Source organism: Pseudomonas sp. Y39-6 (assembly GCF_023651955.1).
In the GTDB taxonomy this organism is placed as follows: domain Bacteria; phylum Pseudomonadota; class Gammaproteobacteria; order Pseudomonadales; family Pseudomonadaceae; genus Aquipseudomonas; species Aquipseudomonas veronii.
In genome coordinates, this window is record NZ_CP069594.1 from 37,183 (window position 1) to 59,140 (window position 21,958).

At 62.0% G+C, this 21,958-nt stretch carries 24 protein-coding genes and 1 pseudogene; 14 read left to right on the top strand and 11 right to left on the bottom strand.

From position 1 onward, the window contains the following. Positions 1–6: 6 nt before the first annotated feature. Both choX and betC read right to left on the bottom strand, forming a co-directional pair. Positions 7–930 (bottom strand): choline ABC transporter substrate-binding protein, encoded by a 924-nt coding sequence (gene choX, locus JN756_RS00165; RefSeq protein ID WP_201021676.1) that lies wholly within the window; start codon positions 928–930, stop codon positions 7–9. 15 nt (positions 931–945) lie between these two features. Then, entirely contained in the window at positions 946–2,460 is a 1,515-nt protein-coding gene (betC, locus tag JN756_RS00170; RefSeq protein WP_201021677.1) for a choline-sulfatase, read from the bottom strand. Between the two features lie 103 nt (positions 2,461–2,563). On the opposite strand from betC, the gene JN756_RS00175 reads away from it, so the two are divergent. From JN756_RS00175 to JN756_RS00200, 6 genes and pseudogenes are all read left to right on the top strand, one after another. Next, the gene (locus JN756_RS00175; protein ID WP_017848977.1) at positions 2,564–3,514 is read left to right on the top strand and encodes a choline sulfate utilization transcriptional regulator; all 951 of its coding nucleotides are present in this window, start codon (positions 2,564–2,566) and stop codon (positions 3,512–3,514) included. A 2-nt stretch (positions 3,515–3,516) separates the two neighbouring features. Beyond that, positions 3,517–3,594 (top strand): annotated as a pseudogene (locus tag JN756_RS00180) (DOPA 4,5-dioxygenase family protein); the annotation flags it as partial. A 176-nt stretch (positions 3,595–3,770) separates the two neighbouring features. Beyond that, the gene (locus JN756_RS00185) at positions 3,771–4,730 is read left to right on the top strand and encodes a 2-dehydro-3-deoxygalactonokinase (RefSeq protein ID WP_046381555.1); all 960 of its coding nucleotides are present in this window, start codon (positions 3,771–3,773) and stop codon (positions 4,728–4,730) included. A gap of 1 nt (position 4,731) precedes the next feature. After that, positions 4,732–5,352: a 2-dehydro-3-deoxy-6-phosphogalactonate aldolase gene (locus JN756_RS00190; protein ID WP_201021678.1), complete on the top strand. Its 621-nt coding sequence runs from the start codon at positions 4,732–4,734 to the stop codon at positions 5,350–5,352. A gap of 48 nt (positions 5,353–5,400) precedes the next feature. Beyond that, positions 5,401–6,549, top strand: coding sequence for a galactonate dehydratase (gene dgoD / locus JN756_RS00195; protein ID WP_201021679.1), 1,149 nt, complete (start codon positions 5,401–5,403; stop codon positions 6,547–6,549). A 175-nt stretch (positions 6,550–6,724) separates the two neighbouring features. Then, positions 6,725–8,029, top strand: coding sequence for an MFS transporter (locus tag JN756_RS00200; protein WP_046381554.1), 1,305 nt, complete (start codon positions 6,725–6,727; stop codon positions 8,027–8,029). Between the two features lie 41 nt (positions 8,030–8,070). On the opposite strand, the gene JN756_RS00205 is transcribed toward JN756_RS00200, so the two are convergent. The 4 genes from JN756_RS00205 to trpB form a co-directional block, all read right to left on the bottom strand. After that, positions 8,071–9,729 (bottom strand): BBE domain-containing protein, encoded by a 1,659-nt coding sequence (locus tag JN756_RS00205; protein ID WP_201021680.1) that lies wholly within the window; start codon positions 9,727–9,729, stop codon positions 8,071–8,073. Positions 9,730–9,903: 174 nt separating this feature from the next. Further along, positions 9,904–10,344 (bottom strand): anti-virulence regulator CigR family protein, encoded by a 441-nt coding sequence (locus JN756_RS00210; protein ID WP_057004935.1) that lies wholly within the window; start codon positions 10,342–10,344, stop codon positions 9,904–9,906. Between the two features lie 137 nt (positions 10,345–10,481). After that, a complete protein-coding gene (gene trpA / locus JN756_RS00215; RefSeq protein ID WP_046381551.1) occupies positions 10,482–11,291 on the bottom strand; it encodes a tryptophan synthase subunit alpha in 810 nt (269 codons plus the stop codon). Further along, positions 11,292–12,518, bottom strand: coding sequence for a tryptophan synthase subunit beta (trpB, locus tag JN756_RS00220; protein WP_017848984.1), 1,227 nt, complete (start codon positions 12,516–12,518; stop codon positions 11,292–11,294). A 111-nt stretch (positions 12,519–12,629) separates the two neighbouring features. Between trpB and JN756_RS00225 the strand changes: the two genes are divergently transcribed. Beyond that, positions 12,630–13,526 carry a LysR family transcriptional regulator gene (locus tag JN756_RS00225; RefSeq protein ID WP_201021681.1) on the top strand — a complete coding sequence of 299 codons (897 nt, stop codon included), beginning with the start codon at positions 12,630–12,632 and terminating at the stop codon, positions 13,524–13,526. An 8-nt stretch (positions 13,527–13,534) separates the two neighbouring features. Here the strand turns inward: JN756_RS00225 and JN756_RS00230 are convergent, their stop codons facing one another. Beyond that, complete coding sequence (locus tag JN756_RS00230; protein WP_010565821.1) at positions 13,535–13,861, bottom strand: ElaB/YgaM/YqjD family protein; 327 nt, start codon at positions 13,859–13,861, stop codon at positions 13,535–13,537. A 156-nt stretch (positions 13,862–14,017) separates the two neighbouring features. Between JN756_RS00230 and JN756_RS00235 the strand changes: the two genes are divergently transcribed. Next, the gene (locus JN756_RS00235; RefSeq protein WP_017848986.1) at positions 14,018–14,233 is read left to right on the top strand and encodes a dodecin; all 216 of its coding nucleotides are present in this window, start codon (positions 14,018–14,020) and stop codon (positions 14,231–14,233) included. 115 nt (positions 14,234–14,348) lie between these two features. After that, positions 14,349–14,573: a DUF1161 domain-containing protein gene (locus JN756_RS00240; protein WP_169881585.1), complete on the top strand. Its 225-nt coding sequence runs from the start codon at positions 14,349–14,351 to the stop codon at positions 14,571–14,573. 61 nt (positions 14,574–14,634) lie between these two features. On the opposite strand, the gene JN756_RS00245 is transcribed toward JN756_RS00240, so the two are convergent. Further along, positions 14,635–15,636, bottom strand: a complete 1,002-nt coding sequence (locus tag JN756_RS00245) for an LLM class flavin-dependent oxidoreductase (RefSeq protein WP_201021682.1) — start codon at positions 15,634–15,636, stop codon at positions 14,635–14,637. A gap of 216 nt (positions 15,637–15,852) precedes the next feature. On the opposite strand from JN756_RS00245, the gene JN756_RS00250 reads away from it, so the two are divergent. Then, positions 15,853–16,284 carry an OsmC family protein gene (locus JN756_RS00250; RefSeq protein ID WP_017848989.1) on the top strand — a complete coding sequence of 144 codons (432 nt, stop codon included), beginning with the start codon at positions 15,853–15,855 and terminating at the stop codon, positions 16,282–16,284. A 142-nt stretch (positions 16,285–16,426) separates the two neighbouring features. Then, a complete protein-coding gene (locus tag JN756_RS00255; RefSeq protein WP_017848990.1) occupies positions 16,427–16,666 on the top strand; it encodes a DUF1161 domain-containing protein in 240 nt (79 codons plus the stop codon). On the opposite strand, the gene JN756_RS00260 is transcribed toward JN756_RS00255, so the two are convergent. Beyond that, positions 16,667–17,089 carry a PA0061/PA0062 family lipoprotein gene (locus tag JN756_RS00260; RefSeq protein ID WP_017848991.1) on the bottom strand — a complete coding sequence of 141 codons (423 nt, stop codon included), beginning with the start codon at positions 17,087–17,089 and terminating at the stop codon, positions 16,667–16,669. It lies immediately after the preceding gene. Between the two features lie 110 nt (positions 17,090–17,199). Between JN756_RS00260 and JN756_RS00265 the strand changes: the two genes are divergently transcribed. After that, complete coding sequence (locus JN756_RS00265; RefSeq protein WP_057004936.1) at positions 17,200–18,243, top strand: aminopeptidase; 1,044 nt, start codon at positions 17,200–17,202, stop codon at positions 18,241–18,243. Positions 18,244–18,329: 86 nt separating this feature from the next. On the opposite strand, the gene JN756_RS00270 is transcribed toward JN756_RS00265, so the two are convergent. Then, positions 18,330–18,989: an HAD family hydrolase gene (locus tag JN756_RS00270; protein WP_079442550.1), complete on the bottom strand. Its 660-nt coding sequence runs from the start codon at positions 18,987–18,989 to the stop codon at positions 18,330–18,332. After that, on the bottom strand, positions 18,986–19,528 hold the full coding sequence (locus tag JN756_RS00275; protein WP_017848994.1) for a gamma carbonic anhydrase family protein: 543 nt from the start codon (positions 19,526–19,528) through the stop codon (positions 18,986–18,988). Before JN756_RS00275 ends, JN756_RS00270 begins: the two co-directional genes overlap by 4 nt. Positions 19,529–19,582: 54 nt before the next feature. On the opposite strand from JN756_RS00275, the gene prlC reads away from it, so the two are divergent. Both prlC and JN756_RS00285 read left to right on the top strand, forming a co-directional pair. Beyond that, on the top strand, positions 19,583–21,682 hold the full coding sequence (gene prlC, locus JN756_RS00280) for an oligopeptidase A (protein ID WP_169881584.1): 2,100 nt from the start codon (positions 19,583–19,585) through the stop codon (positions 21,680–21,682). Next, positions 21,679–21,951, top strand: coding sequence for a YheV family putative zinc ribbon protein (locus tag JN756_RS00285; RefSeq protein WP_046381548.1), 273 nt, complete (start codon positions 21,679–21,681; stop codon positions 21,949–21,951). Before prlC ends, JN756_RS00285 begins: the two co-directional genes overlap by 4 nt. Positions 21,952–21,958 lie beyond the last annotated feature (7 nt).

Genomic DNA, 21,958 nt, shown 5'->3' on the forward strand with positions numbered 1-21,958 from the left:
TGGGCTTTAGAGCTTGGCTTTTACGGCGGCCAACGCGTCCTGGCCGTCCACGGTTTTCACGCCGTCGAGCCACTGCTCCAGTACCGCCGGGTTGGCCTTGATCCACGCCTTCGCCGCATCCGCATTGCTGACCTTGTTGTTGACCACCGCGGCCATGATGCTGTTCTCCATCGCCTGGGTGAAACTCAGGTTGGTCAGCAGTTTTCCTACGTTCGGGCAGGCTTGTGCATAACCCTTGCGCGTCAGGGTATACACGCTGCCGGTGTCGCCGAAGTACTTCTCGCCGCCCTTGAGGTAATGCATTTTCAACTGCACGTTCATCGGGTGCGGGGTCCAGCCGAGGAAGGTGATGAAGCGCTGTTTCTTCACCGCCCGTGAGACTTCGGCGAGCATCGCCTGTTCGCTGGACTCGATCAGCTTCCATTGGCCCAGGTCGAAGTCGTTCTTCTTGATGATCTCCTGCAGCGAGAGGTTCGCTGGCGCGCCGGAGCCGATGCCGTAGATCTTCTTGTCGAACTTGTCGGCGAATGAGTTGAGGTCGGTAAAGTCATGCACCCCGGCGTCCCACACATAGTCCGGCACAGCCAGGGTGAATTCGGTGCCGACGAGGTTTTTCGCCAACTGCACCACATCGCCGTTGGCCACGAATTTGTCGTAGAAACCTTGCTGCGCCGGCATCCAGTTACCCAGGAACACATCCACCTGGCCGTCCTTGAGCCCGCCGAAGGTGATCGGCACCGCCAGGGTGTCGACCTTGGGCTTGTAACCCATGCCCGTCAGCAGAAAACCGGCGACGGCATTGGTGGCGGCAATATCGCTCCAGCCAGGATCGGCCATCCTCACCGTCTCACAACCGGCGTCTGCGTACACGGTGGCGCTGCTCAACGCCGCCATGCCCATTACGCCCAGCACCACAGTCAATTTTTGCATGGCCTTCCCTCTGTTTTATTGGTTTTGGCAGGGTTGTGGATAACGTGCCTTGCGCTCCAGGTCGTCGAGGTCGATATGGTTGCGCATGTATTGCTGACTGGCGTCCACCAGCGGCTGGTGATCCCAGCTCTTCAGCTTGCCCTGGGTCAGCGCCTGATAGACCAGGCGGCGACGGCGTTGACTGGCGAGCACCTGCTGGTGGATCGCCGGGATGTCCCATTTGGCCCGCGCCTCAAGCAGAAAGGCGGCAAACAGCGCCCGATGCTGCGGCGATTGGCTGAGTTCTTCCTGCTCGCGCGGGTCGTTGTGTATGTCGAACAGTAGGCAGGGGTCGTCTTCGCTGTAGATGAATTTGTAGGCGCCACGGCGAATCATCATCAGCGGGCTGAGGGTGCCTTCGGCCATGTATTCGCCGAACACTTCGTCGTGCCCGCCCTGTCCTTGCAGGTGCGGGACCAGCGAGCGGCCGTCCATGGGCAAGAGCGGTTCGAGTTCGCCGCCGGCCAGTTCCACCAGGGTCGGCAACAGGTCGGCGGTGGAGACCGCCTGGGTCACACGGCCCGCCGCGAACTGCCCCGGCGCGCTGATCAGCAGCGGCACGCGGGCGGCCATTTCGAACCAGTGCATTTTGTACCAGAGGCCGCGCTCGCCGAGCATGTCGCCATGGTCGCCGGAGAAAACGATCAAGGTGTCGTCGGCCAGGCCGGTGTCTTCCAGGGTCTGCAGCAGCTTGCCGACATTGCTGTCGATGTAACTGCAGGCACCGAAGTAGGCGCGGCGCGCATCGCGGATCTTGTCCACTGGCAGCGGCTTGTCCCACAGGTCGTAGACCTTGAGCAGGCGCTGGGAGTGCGGGTCGAGATCGCCCTGGGCCGGGGTTGTGGGCAACGGGATGTCGCTGTCGTCGTACAGATCCCAGAACGGTTTGGGAATGGTGTACGGGTCGTGGGGATGGGTCATCGACACGGTGAGGCAGAACGGCTGGTCGCCGCCCTCGCGAATGTGGTCGAACAGGTACTGCTGGGCCTTGAACACCACCTCTTCGTCGAAATCCAGTTGGTTGGTCCGCACGCACGGCCCGGCTTGCAGCACCGAGGACATGTTGTGGTACCAGGTGGGGCGCACGTCCGGCTCATCCCAGTTCACCGCCCAGCCATAGTCGGCGGGGTAGATGTCGCTGGTCAGGCGCTCTTCGTAACCGTGCAACTGGTCTGGCCCGCAGAAATGCATCTTGCCCGACAGCGCGGTGCGGTAGCCAAGACGACGCAGGTAGTGGGCATACGTCGGCACATCGGCGGGGAAATCTGCCGCGTTGTCGTAAGCGCCGATCTTGCTCGGCAACTGGCCGCTGACCAGGGTAAAGCGCGACGGCGCGCACAGCGGGCTGTTGCAGTAGGCGGCGTCGAACACCACGCCTTGTGCGGCGAGGCGACTGAGGTTCGGCAACTTGATCGGGGAAGGTCCGTAGAACGGCAGCATCGGCGCGGCCATTTGATCGGCCATGATGAAAAGAATGTTCTTGCGCTTCATGGGTCTTCGGCATTCCATAGGCGGTGTTTATGCGAATGAGCATGCAGCCCATGGAAAATGGGGTAAAGCCCATGAAATGCAATGTCTAGGATAAGTACAGCTTATGTATAAAGCCTTCGGCGACGTATCCCTCGATTTGCTCCGGGCGTTCGAAGCGGCGGCGCGCCACCGCAGTTTTACCGCTGCGGCGATGGAGCTGGGCACCACCCAACCGGCCATCAGCCAGCAGATCAAGCGCCTCGAAGAGCAATTGGCGATCCGCCTGTTTGATCGCATCTACCGTGGCATCGAGCTGACCGACGCCGGCGCGCTGCTGTTCGAACATGTCCAGGGCGGTTTGCAGACCATCAACCAGGGCCTGAGCGCGATCACCCAGCAGGACCAGCACGAAGTGCTGCAAGTGGCCACCGACTTCGCCTTCGCCGCCTACTGGCTGATGCCGCGCCTGCATCGCTTCCATGCGGCCAACCCCCAGGTCGACGTCAGCCTGGTGACCAGCGAGCGCAATCACGCCACGTTGCGCAGCGATATCGACGTGGCGGTGCTGTTTGGCGACGGCCGTTTCAAGCAGGGCGACAGCCTGTGGCTGTTCAATGAGGAAGTGTTCCCGGTGTGCAGTCCGCAATGGCTCAAGGACCAGGCCACGCCGCTGACCGTGCAGACCTTGCCCGACTGCCCCTTGCTGCACCTGCGCCAGGAACACACCAGCCAGTGGTTCGACTGGAGCGGCGTGTTCCGCGAACTGGGCATTACCAGCACGCCGACCCCCGGCCAACTGCGCTTCGATAACTACACCCTGTTGATCCAGGCGGCGATTGCCGGCCAGGGCGTGGCCATCGGCTGGCGCCACTTGGTGGACAACCTGCTGGAACAGAAATGGCTGTGCCGGCCGATCAGCGACACGGTGATCTCACGCTTCGGCTACTACGTGGTGCAGCCGCAGCGCAAACGGCGGGGGCAGTTGGTCGAGCGGTTCGTCGACTGGCTGGTGGCGGAGCAGGCGCGCAGTGCACAGTCGCTGACCGGGCTGGCCCTGCCGTCGATTGCCGTCTAGGGGGCGACGACCTGAAGGACCACACCGAGTACGCGATCTGGATGGGTGCGATACGCGAACTGAATCTGTCGGTTTTTTAACCTCTCTTATCAGATAAAGCCTGGCCGTTCCCGCAGTAAAAGGCGGAGTGGCTGTAGGATTTATCTCGATTCATTCCAATATATGGGATTGATATTTATATATTGAGATATCGCCGAGCATAGGTTTATATTCGCCCATCTGCTTTTTTCAGCACCCACTCATTTCAGGTGAAGCGATGCCGGCGCAATTGATCGCGCTCGATTGGGGAACCAGTTCCCTTCGTGCTTATAAACTCGGCCCCGCAGGCGTGGTGCTGGAACAACGTGCGTTGGCGTCGGGGATCATGCACCTGCCCAGCCAGCCCCGGGAGATTGCCGGCGTTTGCTGCAGCGATGGCTTCGAGTTGGCGTTCGACGCGGCCTGTGGCGATTGGCTCGACGCGCAACCGGGCTTGCCGGTGATCGCCTGCGGCATGGTCGGCAGCGCCCAGGGCTGGAGCGAAGCGGCCTACCGCAACACCCCGGTCGACGTCGCCAGCCTCGGCCAAGCGTTGCACCGCGTGCGCAGTGTGCGCGGCGTCGATGTGCATATCGTGCCCGGCGTGATCGAGCAGGTCGGCTTGCCCAACGTGATGCGCGGCGAAGAAACCCAGGTACTCGGCGTGCTGCAAGGCCTTGGCGCCGAGGTCTTGATCGGCCTGCCCGGCAGCCATTCCAAATGGGTCGAGGTGGTCGATGGCTGTATCACCCATTTCGACACCTTCATGACCGGCGAGCTGTTCGCGGTGCTGAGCAAGCACAGCCTGCTCGGGCGCACCCAACAACCCGCCGAACACTTCCAGGCGGCGGCTTTCGACCGCGGCGTGCGCGTGGCGCTGTCGGCAGACGGCCAGCGCGGCGTGCTGTCGACGCTGTTCAGCGCACGCACCCTGGGCTTGACCGGCGAACTCGCCCCGGACCAGCAGCCCGACTACCTCTCCGGCCTGTTGATCGGCCATGAACTCGCCGGCTTGCCCGGTGCCGCCCAACATAAGCCGATCATCCTGGTCGGCGCCGCACCGCTCTGTACACGTTACCAGCGTGCCCTCGGCCTCTGCGGCTTCGCCCACGTCAGCCTGGCGCAAGAGGCCAGCGAACGCGGTCTCTGGCAGTTGGCCCTGGCCGCCGGGCTCATTCAACCAGCAATGGAGGCCTGACATGCTCAAGCAAGCACTCACGCAAAACGGTTTGATCGCGATCCTGCGCGGCGTGCGCCCGGACGAAGCCGAGGCGGTTGGCCAGGTGCTGTACCGCGCCGGTTTTCGCGTGATCGAAGTCCCGCTCAATTCGCCGGACCCTTACACCAGCATCCGCACCCTGCGTGACAGCCTGCCCGCCGATTGCCTGATCGGCGCCGGCACGGTGTTGACGCCGGCGCAGGTCGAGCAGGTCAAGGCCGCCGGTGGCCAGGTGATCGTGATGCCCCACAGCGACGCCAAGGTCTTGCGTGCCGCGAAAGCCGCCGGCCTGTACCTGTCGCCAGGTGTGGCCACCCCGACCGAGGCGTTCGCCGCGCTGGCCGAAGGCGCCGACGTATTGAAACTGTTCCCCGCCGAGCAAATGGGCCCGGCGGTGATCAAGGCGTGGCTGGCGGTGTTGCCGGCGGGCACGCTGTTGCTGCCGGTCGGCGGCGTGAGCCCGGCCAACATGCAGGTGTATTTCGACGCCGGCGCCAGGGGCTTCGGCCTGGGGTCCGGATTGTTCAAGCCGGGCATGTCCGTGGCCGAGGTGGCGAGCAGTGCCCAGGCGTATGTCGTGGCCTGGAACGCCTTGAACTGATCGCAAGCTTGGCGCCTTGGGCGCTGCATCGACAAGAGAGATAAGAAGATGAAAATCACCAAACTGACTACCTTCGTCGTCCCACCGCGCTGGTGCTTCCTCAAAGTGGAGACCGACCAGGGCGTCACCGGCTGGGGCGAACCCGTGGTCGAAGGCCGCGCCCACACGGTGGCGGCTGCGGTCGAGGAACTGTCCGATTACCTGATCGGCAAAGACCCACGCAATATCGAAGACATCTGGACTGTGCTCTATCGCGGCGGTTTCTATCGCGGCGGCGCCGTGCACATGAGCGCGCTGGCCGGCATCGACCAGGCGCTGTGGGACATCAAGGGCAAGGCCCTGGGCGTGTCGGTCAGCGACCTGCTGGGCGGCCAGGTGCGTGACAAGATTCGCGTGTATTCGTGGATCGGCGGCGATCGCCCCGCCGACACCGCCCGCGCCGCCAAAGAGGCCGTGGCCCGTGGCTTCACTGCGGTGAAAATGAACGGCACGGAAGAATTGCAGTTCGTCGACAGCTTCGAAAAAGTCGACCTGGCGCTGGCCAACGTTGCCGCCGTGCGCGATGCCGTCGGCCCCAACGTGGGCATCGGCGTCGACTTCCATGGCCGCGTACACAAGCCCATGGCCAAGGTGCTGATGAAAGAGCTGGACCCGTACAAACTGATGTTCATCGAAGAGCCGGTACTCAGCGAAAACTACGAAGCGCTGAAGGAACTCGCACCGCTGACCAGCACCCCGATTGCCCTGGGCGAGCGCCTGTTTTCGCGTTGGGACTTCAAACGCGTGCTCAGCGAAGGCTACGTCGACATCATCCAGCCGGACGCTTCCCACGCTGGCGGTATCACCGAAACCCGCAAGATCGCCAACATGGCCGAAGCCTACGACGTGGCCCTGGCGCTGCACTGCCCGCTGGGCCCGATCGCGCTGGCCGCCTGCCTGCAGCTGGACGCGGTCTGCTACAACGCGTTTATCCAGGAGCAAAGCCTGGGCATTCACTACAACGAGAGCAACGACCTGCTCGACTACGTGCGCGACCCGGGCGTGTTCGACTATGACCAGGGCTTCGTGAAGATCCCCAACGGGCCGGGCCTGGGCATCGAGATCAACGAGGAATACGTGATCGAACGCGCGGCCATCGGCCATCGCTGGCGCAACCCGATCTGGCGCCATGCCGACGGCAGTTTTGCCGAGTGGTGATGTCTGCCTGAAAAAATGTGGCAAAAAATGTGGGAGGGGGCTTGCCCCCGATAGCTGAGTGTCAGTCGACATCTTCGGCGGCTGGTTCACCGCTATCGGGGGCAAGCCCCCTCCCACATTTGAGCTGGTTTGGTCAGTAAGTCCGTCCTCAATAAACATAAGAAGAGACAACCCCATGCACCCTGAATCCCTCACCGGGCAGGCTTCTTTAGTCACGCCTAGCAGAAAGCGCTACTTCATCATGGTGCTGCTGTTTATCACCGTGGTGATCAACTACCTCGACCGCAGCAACCTGTCGATCGCGGCCCCGGCCCTGACCAGTGACCTGGGCATCGACCCGGTGCATGTCGGGCTGATTTTCTCGGCGTTCGGCTGGACCTACGCCGCCATGCAAATCCCCGGCGGCTGGCTGGTCGACCGGGTGCCGCCGCGCATCCTCTACACCGTGGCCCTGCTGCTGTGGTCCATCGCCACTGTGATGCTCGGTTTTGCGGCCAGCTTCATCGCGCTGTTTGTCCTGCGCATGGCGGTGGGCGCCCTGGAAGCGCCGGCCTATCCGATCAACAGCCGCGTGGTCACCACGTGGTTCCCCGAGCGTGAGCGCGCCACGGCGATTGGCTTCTACACCTCCGGCCAGTTCGTCGGGCTGGCGTTTCTCACCCCGGTGCTGGCCTGGTTACAGCACCACTACGGCTGGCACATGGTGTTTGTCACCACCGGCGGCGTCGGCATCCTCTGGGCGCTGATCTGGTACGCGGTGTACCGCGAGCCGAAGGACTTCAAAGGCGCCAACGCCGCTGAAATCGAACTGATCCGTGCCGGCGGCGGGCTGGTGGACATGCAGGCGCAAACCACCAAGGCACCGTTCAGTTGGGTCGACCTGGGCATCGTGCTGAGCAAGCGCAAACTCTGGGGCATCTACCTGGGGCAGTTCTGCCTGAACTCCACGCTGTGGTTCTTCCTGACATGGTTCCCGACCTATCTGGTGAAATATCGCGGGATGGACTTCATCAAATCCGGCCTGCTTGCTTCCCTGCCCTTCCTCGCGGCGTTTGTCGGCGTGCTGTGCTCCGGGATTTTTTCCGACTGGTTGATTCGCCGCGGCGCATCAGTGGGCTTTGCGCGCAAGTTGCCGATCATTGGCGGGCTGTTGATTTCCACCGCGATCATTGGCGCCAACTACGTGGATTCGACGGCCTGGGTGATTGCGTTCCTGGCAGTGGCGTTCTTCGGCAATGGCCTGGCGTCGATCACCTGGTCGCTGGTGTCGACCTTGGCACCCGCTCGCTTGCTCGGCTTGACCGGTGGCGTGTTCAACTTCATCGGCAACCTGGCGGCGATTGCCACGCCGATCGTGATTGGCTTCCTGGCCAGCGGCGATTCGTTCGCACCGGCGATCACCTATATCGCAGTGCTGGCGTTGCTCGGGGCGCTTTCCTACATCTTGTTGGTGGGCAAGGTCGAACGGATCGAGTTGTAAAAAAACGGGCGACCTTGGGGTCGCCCGTTTTTATTTGCGGCTTACGGCACCGACATTTCGTTGTGGAATATATTCAGCGGGTCCCAGCGCTGCTTGGTACGCCGCAGCCGGCTTTCGATGATCAGGTCGGGGAAGAAAACCGTGTACCACTGGGGGTTCTTGGCGTTCGCCGGGTTGCCGCCGAGGTGCGTCATGTCGAGGTCGGGGTAATTGATGTAGCAGCCCTCGAACTCCGCGTTGAGCGGCACGCCTTGATCGTTGGCGAAGGCGTTGAAAAACAGCCCCTGAATCCAATCGGCATGTGCCTGGTCGGTGGCGGCGCTGGCATCGCGCCAATAACACTGCGGTTGCCACTTGAGGAAAGAGCCGCGCTGGGCCGCAGACGATTCGCGCCGCACCGCCGGATCTGGCTGGTTGATGCGCCCGCCGAACGACTGGATCTGTATGAGGCTTTGGGTCAACACGTTCGCCGGGTCGGGCCAGGTCAGCGTGGTCCAGATCGCGGATAACACCTGCGGCGTGAAAATGCCTTTCTGATAGGCCGACTTATAGCGCCCGCGCTGGTTGTCGCCGGAGCCGTTGAGGGTTTGCTGGCACGGCAGCCAGTCGAGACGGCGCACGACGGCCTGCGCCGTGCTCAAGGAGTTGATGACACGCCCGGTGGGGTTGCTTCGCGGCAGGTGGATCACGTGAAACGGTGTCACCGATTCGCTGGCGGCAATGCCGATGGCGTCCAGCATCGTCGTGACAAAATCGTTGAAGGGCGCCTGATCGTTCAACTCGCCGTCTTTGTCCACGTAGTGAATGCCCAGCGTGACGTTGCCGGTGTGCTGGTGGCGCATTTCCAGCTTGGTCGCCAGGCCCCAGGTGTCCGGGTCGGCCTGATGTCGGGCGAACCAGGCTTGATAGGCCACCAGCAATCGGTCGAGCGCCGGTTTGGTCAGCATCGCCCAGTCCCATTCCAGTACCAGCCAAAGCACCTCCTTGGGGGCGTCCGGCAGGTCCTTGAAGTAATAACTGGTGATGATCCCGAATTGCCCGCCGCCGGCACCGCAGCACGCGGCAAACAGGTCCAGTTCGTCCGGGTCGGTGCTCTCCCGGCAGACATGCAGCGCTGTCAGGCCGTTGCCCTGGGCGTTGGGCACCAGAATATCGACACCGGACAGCCAGTCGCACACCAGGCCGTGTTTGCGCGAGAGCAAGCCATAGCCGCCACCGCAGATGTGCCCGCCCAGGCCCACCGAATAACACGAACCACCGGGCAGGGTCTTGTTGGCCAACGTGTACAGTGCGACGTAGGCGTCCCAGTTCTGCCCGCCGGCCTCCAGGCGAAAGCGGTAGCGATAGGGCAAGGTCGGCATCAACTGGGAGTGCAGTTGGCCGTCGGCGTCGTAGTCCAGTTGCTTCATTTGCCCGATATCCAGAATCGCCAATACCTCATTGGGGTTGTTGGGCATCTTGTTGGCGACGAAACCTTCGTAACAGTGGCCGCCGCTGCGCACGGTAATCCGGCCATTGGCAACGGCCAGGGCCTGCGCCGCGGCGTCGATGATGTCCTGGGGGCTGTAACAGAGGTAAATCAGGTTGGCGCCGTTGGGCGAGGATTGGCCCTGCACGTTGCCCAACGGCCAGCGCAGGTTGAAGCCTTTTTGCAAGGTGGCGTGACGGCGGTCCGATTCGGTGATGAGATCAAATGCCATGATGTACTCCATAGAGCCAAGAATGACTTCTGATGCGGCTAACTTAACGACCGGGAGCGCAAGAAATACCGGGGCTTGCTGAGGTGGTTAGACGGCAATAGGCATGAAGTGCGTTAAGGGGGAACGAACGGTTCGCCCCTTAAGCCTAGCGGAAGAAATCGCGGAACCGTGGCGTCAGTTCAACACGCCTTCCAGAATCTCATAGACGATGCCGGTGCCCACTGCGATCAGCACCACGTCCGGGCCCGAACGGCGCCATTCGTAACCCTCGTAGTACGGCAGGCGCGCCAGGGCGCGGTTGTCGAGGCGTTCGCCGTAGTAGCCGTGGGGCAGCGGCCGGCCACGGACCAGGCGCACATTCGGCGGCGGCGGCGCGCCACGGCCGAATTGGCCGTGGTTGTCGTGGATGATCTGGCGCACCGGGCCGAAGTCCTGGGGCGGGCCGCCGCGATGGTTGTCCTGCGGGCCGCGATGGTCGTCGCCACGTTGCTCGTGCTGGTCTTGTGGGCCGCCACGGTCGTCACCGCGCTGGTCAGGCGGCGCGGCTTGCACCAGGGCGCTGGCGGCAAGCACCAGGACGCCACAACCAGCAATCACGGATTTGCGCATTTTCATCGGGAATTCCTCGGGGCACACATACAAAAAAAGGGATTGCGAACACGGTTCGAAATCCCTTGGTCTTGTTGTTTAGGCCACGGTGTTGCCGGTTGATTCCTGTGTATCAGGAACTTTACCTACCGCATACGAGGCGCTTACTTACGTGCGTTACGGACACCTTCCGACAGCGCCGCGCACAGGCTCAGCACGCCGTCGATGGCTTGCTGGTCGTTGCTGGCGTTGGCGATGTGATCGATCAGCGCCGAACCCACCACCACACCATCGGCCAAGCGCGCGATGGCGGCCGCTTGTTCCGGCGTGCGGATACCGAAACCGATGCTGATCGGCAGGTCGGTATGGCGACGCAGGCGGGCCACGGCTTCTTCGACGTGTTCCAGGGTGGCGGCACCGGCACCAGTCACACCGGCTACCGACACGTAGTACACAAAGCCCGAGCTGCCGTTGAGCACGGTCGGCAGGCGCACGTCGTCGGTGGTCGGCGTGGTCAGACGGATAAAGTCGATGCCTGCCGCCTGGGCCGGGTCGCACAGCTCGCCGTTATGTTCGGGCGGCAGGTCGACCACGATCAGGCCGTCGACCCCGGCTTGCTTGGCGTCGGCAATAAAGGCCGGCACGCCGTATTTGTGGATCGGGTTGAAGTAACCCATCAGCACCAGCGGGGTGTCGCTGTTGTCCTTGCGGAACTCGCGCACCATCTGCAGGGTTTTCGCCAGGTTTTGCTTGGCGCTCAGCGCGCGGATGTTGGCCAGTTGAATGGCCGGGCCGTCGGCCATCGGGTCGGTGAAGGGCATGCCCAGCTCGATCACGTCGGCACCGGCAGCGGGCAAGCCCTTGAGGATCGCCAGCGAGGTGTCGTAACCGGGGTCGCCGGCGGTGACGAAGGTCACCAGGGCGGCGCGGTTTTGTTGCTTGAGTTGCGCAAAGCGGGTTTGCAGGCGGCTCATTTAGTGTTTCTCCTGCTGGGACTGTTCCATGTGGTGCATCACGGTCTGCATGTCTTTGTCGCCACGGCCGGACAGGTTGACCACCATCAGGTGTTCCTTCGGCAGGGTCGGCGCGCGTTTGAACACTTCGGCCAGGGCGTGGGCGCTTTCCAGTGCAGGAATAATCCCTTCCAGGCGGCAGCATTTGTGAAAGGCGTCGAGCGCTTCGTGGTCGGTCACCGAGGTGTACTGGACGCGGCCGATATCGTGCAACCAGGCGTGCTCAGGGCCGATGCCGGGGTAGTCGAGGCCGGCGGAAATCGAGTGGGCGTCGATGATCTGGCCATCGTCGTCCTGCAGCAGGAAGGTGCGGTTGCCGTGCAGTACGCCCGGTACGCCGCCGTTGAGGCTGGCGGCGTGCTTGCCGGTTTCGATGCCAAAGCCTGCGGCTTCGACGCCGATGATCTCGACGCTGCTGTCATCCAGGAACGGGTGGAACAGGCCCATGGCGTTGGACCCTCCGCCGATGCACGCCACCAGGCTGTCCGGCAGACGGCCTTCCTGGGCTTGCAGCTGGGTGCGGGTTTCCTTGCCGATCACGGACTGGAAGTCGCGCACCATCGCAGGATAAGGGTGCGGGCCGGCAACGGTGCCGATCAGGTAGAACGTGTCGTCGACGTTGGTCACCCAGTCGCGCAGAGCTTCGTTCATCGCGTCTTTGAGGGTGCCGGTGCCGGCGACCACCGGGATCACTTCAGCGCCCAGCAGCTTCATGCGAAATACGTTGGCCTGTTGGCGCTCGATGTCAGTGGTGCCCATGTAGATCACGCATTGCAGGCCGAAACGCGCGGCCACGGTGGCGGTGGCCACACCGTGCATGCCGGCGCCGGTCTCGGCGATGATGCGTTTCTTGCCCATGCGCCGCGCCAGCAGGATCTGACCGATGCAGTTGTTGATCTTGTGCGCGCCGGTGTGGTTCAGCTCTTCGCGCTTGAGGTAAATCTTGGCGCCGCCGCAGAACTCCGTCAGGCGCTCAGCGAAATACAGCGGGCTTGGTCGACCGACGTAGTCGCGTTGGAAGTAGGCTAATTCCTCGTTGAACGCAGGATCAATCTTGGCCGCTTCGTACTCGCGGGCCAGGTCGAGGATCAACGGCATCAGGGTTTCGGCGACGTAGCGGCCGCCGAATGCGCCGAACAGGCCGTTGGCGTCAGGGCCGTTGCGTAGATCGGTCTGGGACTGAGTCATGGGACGCTCCAGGAAAAGAATTCGGGTGGGAAGCAATGACGCTCACTCTACCCCTGACGCTCAGGGCTGAAAACCGATAAGATCGCTGCAACCTGTCAGGAAAACTCACAGATGAGCCGAGACCTCCCGCCCCTTAACGCCCTACGCGCCTTCGAAGCCACGGCCCGCCTCAACAGCGTGAGCCAGGCGGCTGAGCAGTTGCACGTCACCCATGGCGCCGTGAGCCGCCAGCTTAAAGTGCTGGAAGAACATTTGGGGGTCAGCCTGTTCGTCAAGGAAGGGCGCGGCCTCAAACTCACAGATGCCGGCGTGCGTCTGCGCGATGCGAGTGCCGAGGCGTTCGAGCGGTTAAGGGAGGTGTGCGCGCAAATTACCCAAAGCAGCGCCGATGCACCGTTCGTCCTCGGCTGTTCGGGCAGTTTACTGGCGCGCTGGTTCATTCCGCGCCTGGGCCGCTTGAATGCCGACCTGCCCGATCTGCGCTTGCACCTGTCGGCGGGTGAAGGTGATCTGGACCCGCGCCGTCCCGGCCTGGATGCCCTGCTGTTGTTCGCCGAACCGCCGTGGCCAGCGGATATGCAGGTGTACGAGCTGGCCAGCGAACGTATCGGCCCGGTCATGAGCCCGCGTTTCGCCGGTTACGAACGCCTGCGCGACGCTCCGGCCACGGCGCTGTGCGGCGAAGCGCTGTTGCACACCACGTCTCGCCCGCAGGCCTGGCCCAGCTGGGCGCAGCAACACGGGATCGAACCCGGTGCGTTAAAACTCGGCCAGGGGTTTGAGCATTTGTATTACTTGCTGGAAGCGGCGGTTGCGGGGCTGGGTGTGGCGATCGCGCCGGAGCCGCTGGTGGCGGAGGACGTGCGCGCCGGTCGCCTGGTGGCGCCGTGGGGTTTCACGCAAACCCCGGCGCACCTGGCGTTGTGGCTACCCAAGCGCGCCGCGGACGGGCGCGCTCGGCAATTGGCGCGATGGCTCAAGGCTGAGCTGTCGCGCCAGCCGGTATAGCCGGCAGATCAGTTACCGCGTTTGCACAAAAGGTAAGCCGCCAGCAGGCCCAGCGCGCCAACGGCAACGCCGGCGGTAGTCCATGGGTGTTCTTGTGCGTAGTCCCGGGTCGCCACGCCGGTTTCGCGGATTTTGACTTTGCTTTCTTCGTAGGCGTCGCTGATCAGGTGACGAGAATGCTTGAGCGCGTTCTCGGCATTGCTTTTCAGGGCCTTCAGAGTCTTGAGCGACTCATCGGATGCGTCGTCCTTGAGGCTCTCAAGAGACTTGAGCAGGCTCGAAATCTCGGCTTCCATGCTTTCCAGCGACGCTTTGCGTAAAGAGGTGTTGGCCATGTGGACTCTCCTGAAGTGATTAGGTGGCGTGTGTAGATACCGACTACGGCCATTTCAGAAAGTGCAGTAAATCTGAACTTTCGAGTAGGAACGGTCGCCAGAAGCAGTATGAGCTTTGACTGCTAGGCTTTATTGACGACCCTCAGGAGAAACGCCATGTCTGATCATCACACTTACAAGAAAGTCGAATTGGTGGGTTCGTCCACCACCAGCATCGAAGAGGCGATCAACAACGCCCTGGCTGAAGCCAGCAAGAGCATCAAGCATTTGGAGTGGTTCGAGGTGACCGAAACCCGTGGCCATATCAAGGACGGCAAGGCTGCGCACTTCCAGGTTACGTTGAAGGTGGGGTTCCGAATTGCCAGTAGTTGATCGAAACCGTTGAACTTGCCGGCTGGCCGATTGCCATAACCTGCGCTACAACCAATGGGGGCCGATGCGACCAGCGTCGGCACGCTCGTTTCGATCAGCGCAAGGGAAGTGACGGATGAAGAAGTTCTTGTTAGCAGTAGGTTTGTTGAGCATGGCGGGCACCGTGCTGGCGGCGGGCAAGCCGTGTGAAGAGCTGAAAAGCGAAATTGCCGCGAAAATCGACGCCAAGGGTGCTTCGGGTTATTCGCTGGACGTGGTGGCTAAAGGCGCTGCGGCTGACGGCAAGGTGGTTGGCACCTGTGAAGGCGGCACCAAGGAAATCGTCTACAAGCGCGGTTAATCGCGCGTTGCAGACATAAAAAACCGACGCGCGCGCGTCGGTTTTTTTTCGCCTGCCAGATTTAGCCCTTCATCAACTGCGCGAGCAGTTCGTAGGAATGAATCCGGTCGGCGTGTTCGTACAGGTCGCAGGTAAAGATCAGCTCGTCGGCGCCGGTCTGTTCGACCAGCACGTCCAGTTTGGCGCGGATCTTCGCCGGGCTGCCGACCATCGCCAGGCCGAGGAAGCTGCCCACCGCGTCTTTTTCATGGGGCAGCCACAGGCCGTCCATGCTTTTCACCGGCGGACGCTGCACCAGGCTCTGCCCGCGCATCAGCGCCAGGATGCGTTGGTAGACGGAAGTGGCCAGGTAATCGGCCTGTTCGTCGGTATCCGCCGCGACCAACGGAAGGCCGAGCATTACGTAAGGCTTGTCCAGAACGGCCGAAGGCTTGAAGTGATTGCGGTACACGCGAATCGCCTCATGCATCAAGCGCGGTGCGAAATGCGAGGCAAAGGCGTAGGGCAAGCCGCGTTCCCCCGCCAACTGCGCGCTGAACAGGCTGGACCCGAGCAGCCACACCGGGACGTTGGTGCCGGTGCCGGGAACCGCGATCACCCGCTGGTCGGGCGTGCGCGGGCCGAGGTAGGCCATCAATTCGGCCACGTCTTCGGGGAAGTCGTCGGCGCTGCCGGAGCGCTCACGGCGCAGGGCGCGGGCGGTCATCTGGTCGGAACCGGGCGCACGGCCCAGGCCCAGGTCGATCCGGCCGGGGTACAGGCTTTCCAGGGTGCCGAATTGTTCGGCGATCACCAGCGGTGCATGGTTGGGCAGCATCACGCCGCCGGAGCCGACGCGGATGGTCGAGGTGCCGCCGGCCAGGTAACCGAGCAATACCGAGGTGGCCGAGCTGGCGATGCCGTCCATGTTGTGGTGTTCCGCCACCCAGAAGCGGTTGTAGCCAAACTTTTCCACATGCTGGGCCAGGTCCAGGGAATTGCGCAACGACTGCGCGGCGCTGCCGTTGGCCCGCACGGGCACCAGGTCGAGGGTCGAGAACTTCACGTCGGACAGCGATTTCATAAGCCTGCTTCTCCAATAAGGGCGCAGGTTTCTTAGACGAACCAAAACCTGCCGCTTCATGTGCATGTTCTATGCAATGAGGGCATATACCCGAGATTCAATAGGTCGTGCGAAATTTCCTACTTTGTTGCTAGGTTTCTCTTACAAGTGAACTTTGCCAAAGCATCTATCCTCAGAACCCTTACTGACGCAAAACCATCGTTTGAGGAGACTGCTATGAGTATCGTTAAAAAAGCATCTGCGCATTGGGAAGGTGATCTGAAGACAGGCCTGGGTTCCATCTCCACGGAAACCGGCGTGCTGCGCGAAGCGCCCTACGGCTTCAAGGCCCGTTTCGAGGGCGGCAAGGGCACCAACCCTGAAGAGTTGATCGGTGCGGCCCACGCTGGCTGTTTCTCCATGGCGTTTTCCATGATTCTCGGCGACGCCGGGCTCAAGGCTGACAGCATCGACACCCAGGCCGAAGTGACCCTGGACCAGGTCGACGGTGGTTTTGCGATCACCGCTGTACACCTGATCCTCAATGCCAAGATTCCCGGCGCGAGCCAGGCGCAGTTCGATGAGCTGAGCAAAAAGGCCAAGGAAGGGTGCCCAGTGTCCAAGGTGCTGAACGCGAAAATCAGCCTGGACGCCACCCTCGTCGACTGACACAGCCTTAGGTGAGAGGGGGCTTGCTCCCTCCCACATTCAGTTGTGCGTTAAATCAGAACTCGTGTTTCCCCGATGTGGTCCTATAGCCTATGCAGCCATAGGCGCACATTCGTGCGCGTGCATTCAGGGAGCTTCACACATGAAACGTTTTGTCTTGGCGATCATCTGCGGTGTATTGGCCACATCGGCTGTGGCCGCGCCCAAAGACTGCGAAGAACTCAGGAAAGAGATCGAAGTGAAGATCCAGGCCAAGGCGATTCCGTCCTACACCCTGGAAATCGTCAGCAAGGAAGAAGCCGACAAGCACGATGTCGCCATGGTCGTAGGCACGTGTGAGAACGGTACCAAGGCAATCATCTACCAGAAGAACAATGACTGATCAGATGCAGTTCACGCTGCGCTCCTGCGCCAATAACTGACGCGCGGCGTTGTACAGCCGGATATTCGGTGTGTAGGACAACGAGCGCCCCTCCAGGCGATAACGCTGGCCTGCCTCGAAGTGGTCGTACTGCAAGGTCATGAAACAGGTCCGGTCCTGGGTCTGCGACAACCCGCCAAAGCTGCCGCCGGTCGGCACTTCGAAATCAAACCGCACCATCAACTCGTGACTGCCCGGCGGGACCTGGAAGAAGCGCCCGTCGTTGAGGTTTTTCCCATCCAGACGTTGGGCCATCACCAGCTTGGCCCCCGGTGTCGGGGTGGCGAAATCGACCCAGGCCTGTTGCGCGTCCATCGGCGGGATGGGTGGTAAAGCACAGGCGCTGAGCAACAGGGCGGCGATGGGAAGCACTAGCTGGCGCATGGCGGGCACTCAACACAAGGAGAGCCTTGAGTATAAACGCGCTACGCCATGGAAAAACGCCGGGCAGTCACGATAGGCTGGCGAGCCAATTACCCAGGAGCAGTCGCGGCATGATCAGGCGTTTTCTTCCAGGGTTGTGGTGGGTGCTGCTCAGCGGTTGTTCCAGCGTCGATTACTACGGCCAATTGGCCAGCGGCCAGTGGCAGTTGCTGCAGGCTCGGGAGCCGGTGGCCAAGGTGATTGCCGACCCGGCGCGGCCGCAACAGTTACGTGAGCACTTGGTGCAATCGCAAAAGGCGCGCACGTTCGCCAGCGAGCAGTTGCACCTGCCTGACAATCAGAGTTACCGGTTGTACGCCGATATTGGCCGGCCTTATGTGGTCTGGAATGTTTTTGCCACGCAGGAATTTTCCTTGTCGGCGCAAAATCACTGCTTTCCCATCGCTGGCTGTGTCGCCTATCGCGGTTATTACAGCCAGGGCGCGGCGCGGGGTGAGGCGGCGTTGCTCAAGCAACAAGGCATGGACGTGTCGATTGGCGGCGTCGAGGCCTATTCCACCTTGGGTTGGTTCAATGACCCGATCATGAGTTCGATGCTGGGCTGGGGCGACGAGCGGCTGGCCACGTTGATTTTTCACGAGCTGGCGCACCAACGCTTTTACGTGAAGGACGACACCGAGTTCAACGAGTCCTTTGCCACCTTTGTCGAGCAGGAAGGCACGCGCCAATGGCGCGCCGCCCGTGGCCTGGCGCCGATCGGCAGCGCGGCGCTGCAGCAGCGTGACCAATTTACCCAGTTGCTCCTCGATACTCGCAAACGTCTGGAAACACTCTACGCCCAGCCCTTGGCGGCCGATGCGATGCGGCGGGCCAAGGCGGCTGAATTCGAGCGTTTGCGCAGCGACTACCGGCGGGTGCGGGACAGTCAGTGGGGCGGCGACAAGCGTTATGACGCCTGGATGAACCTGCCGATGAACAATGCGCGGCTTTTACCGTTCGGGCTGTATGACCAGTGGGTGCCGGCGTTTGCGGCGTTGTTCCGGCAGGAAGGCGGGGATTGGCTGAAGTTCTATGCGGCAGTGGAGCGGATGGGCCAACTGCCGGTGGCACAGCGTAAGGCGGCGTTGAGGCAGTTGGAAGGTGTTGGCCGGTAGGGCCTCATCGGGAGCAAGCCCCCTCCCACATTTGGCCTGCGTACACGGATCAAAATGTGGGAGGGAGCTTGCTCCCGATAGCGCCCTCAAGGCCGCTGCAAAAACGCCTGATGCATCTGCGCCAACGTCTCGAAATGCCAGGTCGGCGCTTCGGCACTCAGCTCTTCGAAACTGCCGAACCCATACCCGACCGCCGCCGAATCCAGCCCATTGCTGCGCGCCCCGATCAAGTCATGCTTGCGGTCGCCGATCATCAAGGTGGTGGCCGGGTCCAGGCGTTCTTCGCGCATCAAGTGAGCGATCAGCTCGACCTTGTTGGTGCGCGTGCCGTCCAGTTCGCTGCCGTAGATCACCTTGAAGTGCTTGGCAAAATCGAAATGACGGGCGATCTCGCGGGCAAATTCCCACGGCTTGGAGGTGGCCACGTACAGCTGGCGCCCTTGGCTGTTGAGGGCTTCGAGCAGCGGCATCACCCCGTCGAACACGCGGTTTTCATACAAACCGGTGACTTTGAAGCGTTCACGGTAGAAATTCACCGCTTCCCAGGCCTTGGCTTCGTCGAAGTCGTAGAACTGCATGAAGGCTTGCAGCAACGGCGGGCCGATGAAATGTTCCAGTTGGGTGATGTCCGGCTCATCGATACCGAGTTTGCCCAGGGCGTACTGGATCGAACGGGTAATGCCCTCGCGCGGGTCGGTCAGGGTGCCGTCCAGATCGAACAGTACGGTTTGATGGTGCAGAGTCATTGATCGAATCCCTCGGCCAGGTGCAGGTCCTTGAGCTTCACGTAGTTCGCTGCGCTGTAGGTGAAAAACGCGCGTTCCTTGTCAGTCAGTTCGCGGATCTGTTTAACCGGGCTGCCGACGTACAAGAAGCCGCTTTCAAGTCTCTTGCCCGGCGGCACCAGGCTGCCGGCACCGATGATCACGTCGTCTTCGACCACGGCGCCGTCCATCACGATGCTGCCCATGCCGATCAGGATGCGATTACCGACGGTGCAGCCGTGCAGCATGACTTTGTGGGCGATGGTCACGTCGTCGCCGATCAGCAGCGCAAAACCATCGGGATTGAACGGCCCGGCGTGGGTAATGTGCAGCACGCAACCGTCCTGCACGCTGGTGCGCGCGCCGATGCGGATGCGGTGCATGTCGCCGCGGATCACCGTCAGCGGCCAAACCGAGCTGTCGTCGCCGATTTCGACATCGCCGATCACCACCGCCGAAATATCGACAAAAGCCCCGGCGCCCAGGGTTGGCGTGTGGTTCTGATAGGTGCGAAGGGTCACGATAGCCTCTCTCTCTTCTGCTGATAGCTGCGGTGGACGTTGATTGTAATTAAGATGGCCCCATCTTTGTTCTTACATGTTTCTTCAGCCAAGGTGCCAACCGTGAGCGCGAACAACCCTCTTCTGCAGCCCTACGACCTGCCGCCGTTCTCGGCGATCCGTGCCGAGCACGTTCAGCCGGCCATCGAACAGATCCTCGCCGACAACCGGCTTGCCATCGAAGGCATCCTGCAAAGTCAGGGGAAAAATCCGACGTGGGCCGGCCTGGTCCTCGCCATGGATGAGCTGAATGATCGCCTGGGTGCCGCCTGGAGCCCGGTCAGCCACCTCAATGCCGTGTGCAACAGCGCCGAACTGCGCGAAGCCTACGAGGCATGCCTGCCGGCGTTGAGCGCTTATTCCACCGAGATGGGCCAGAACCGCGAACTGTTCCAGGCCTTCGAAGCCCTGGCCAGCAGCCCGGAAGCCGGCGGTTTCGACGTGGCGCAAAAAACCATCCTGGAACACTCGCTGCGTGATTTCCGCCTGTCGGGTATCGACCTGCCGCCCGAGCAGCAAAAACGCTACGCCGAAGTGCAAAGCAAGCTTTCCGAACTGGGCAGCAAGTTCTCCAACCAGTTGCTGGACGCGACCCAGGCCTGGACCAAACACGTCACCGATGAAGCCACCCTCGCCGGCCTGACCGACTCGGCCAAGGCGCAAATGGCCGCCGCGGCCCAGGCCAAAGGCCTCGACGGTTGGCTGATCACCCTGGAATTCCCCAGCTACTACGCGGTGATGACCTACGCCCAGGACCGCGCCCTGCGCGAAGAAATCTACGCAGCCTATTGCACCCGAGCGTCGGACCAAGGCCCGAATGCCGGTCAGAACGATAACGGCCCGGTCATGGAACAGATCCTCGACCTGCGTCAGGAACTCGCCCAACTGCTGGGCTATGCGTCCTTCTCGGAATTGAGCCTGGCCACGAAAATGGCCGACTCCAGCGACCAGGTGCTGAGCTTCCTGCGCGACCTGGCCAAGCGCAGCAAGCCGTTTGCCGCCCAGGACCTGCAACAGCTCAAAGCCTACGCCGCCGAACAAGGCTGCGCCGACCTGCAAAGCTGGGACAGCGGTTTCTACGGTGAAAAACTGCGTGAGCAGCGCTACAGCGTGTCCCAGGAAGCCTTGCGCGCCTACTTCCCGATCGACAAGGTGCTTGGCGGCCTGTTCGCCATCGTGCAGCGTCTGTATGGCATCGAGATCGCCGAGCAGAAGGGCTTCGACACCTGGCACCCAGACGTGCGGCTGTTCGAAATCAAGGAAAACGGCCAGCACGTCGGCCGCTTCTTCTTCGACCTGTACGCCCGCGCCAACAAGCGTGGCGGCGCCTGGATGGACGGCGCCCGCGACCGTCGCCGCACCATCGACGGCGTGCTGCAAAGCCCGGTGGCCAACCTGGTGTGCAACTTCACCCCGGCCGACAGCGGCAAGCCTGCCCTGCTGACCCACGACGAAGTGACGACGCTGTTCCACGAATTCGGCCACGGCCTGCATCACCTGCTGACCCGTGTCGAGCATGCCGGCGTGTCCGGCATCAACGGCGTGGCCTGGGATGCGGTGGAATTGCCGAGCCAGTTCATGGAGAACTGGTGCTGGGAGCCGGAAGGCCTGGCGCTGATCTCCGGCCATTATGAAACCGGCGAGCCGCTGCCCCAGGACCTGTTGGAAAAAATGCTCGCGGCGAAGAACTTCCAGTCCGGCCTGATGATGGTGCGCCAGTTGGAGTTCTCGCTGTTCGACTTTGAATTGCATGCCACCCATGGCGATGGCCGCAGTGTGGCGCAGGTACTCGAAAGCGTGCGCGACGAGGTGTCGGTGATGCGTCCGCCGGCCTATAACCGCTTCCCCAACAGCTTCGCGCATATCTTCGCCGGTGGTTACGCCGCGGGTTACTACAGCTACAAGTGGGCTGAAGTGCTGTCGGCCGATGCGTTCTCCAAGTTCGAAGAAGACGGCGTGCTCAATGCCGAAACCGGACGTGCTTTCCGCGAGGCGATCCTGGCCCGTGGCGGTTCCCAGGCGCCGATGGTGTTGTTTGTCGATTTCCGCGGGCGTGCGCCGTCGATTGACGCACTCTTGCGCCACAGCGGCCTGAGTGAGGACGCAGCAGCATGAGTGACGTACCAGTGATTACCAAAAAGCAATTCATCGCCGGGGCTGTCTGCCCGGCGTGCAGCGAGCCGGACAAGTTGAAGATGTGGACCGAGGACAGCGTGCCGCATCGCGAATGCGTGGCCTGCGGCTATACCGACACCTTGAATGATCAAGGTTTGTCAGTGCCCAAGGAATTGGGCACGCGGGTCAACACCTCGGCGCTCAAAGCGCCGGACCCGACGGTGCAGTCGGTGCAGTTTTTTCCTAATCCCAAGCTGAAGAAAGACTGAGACCCTG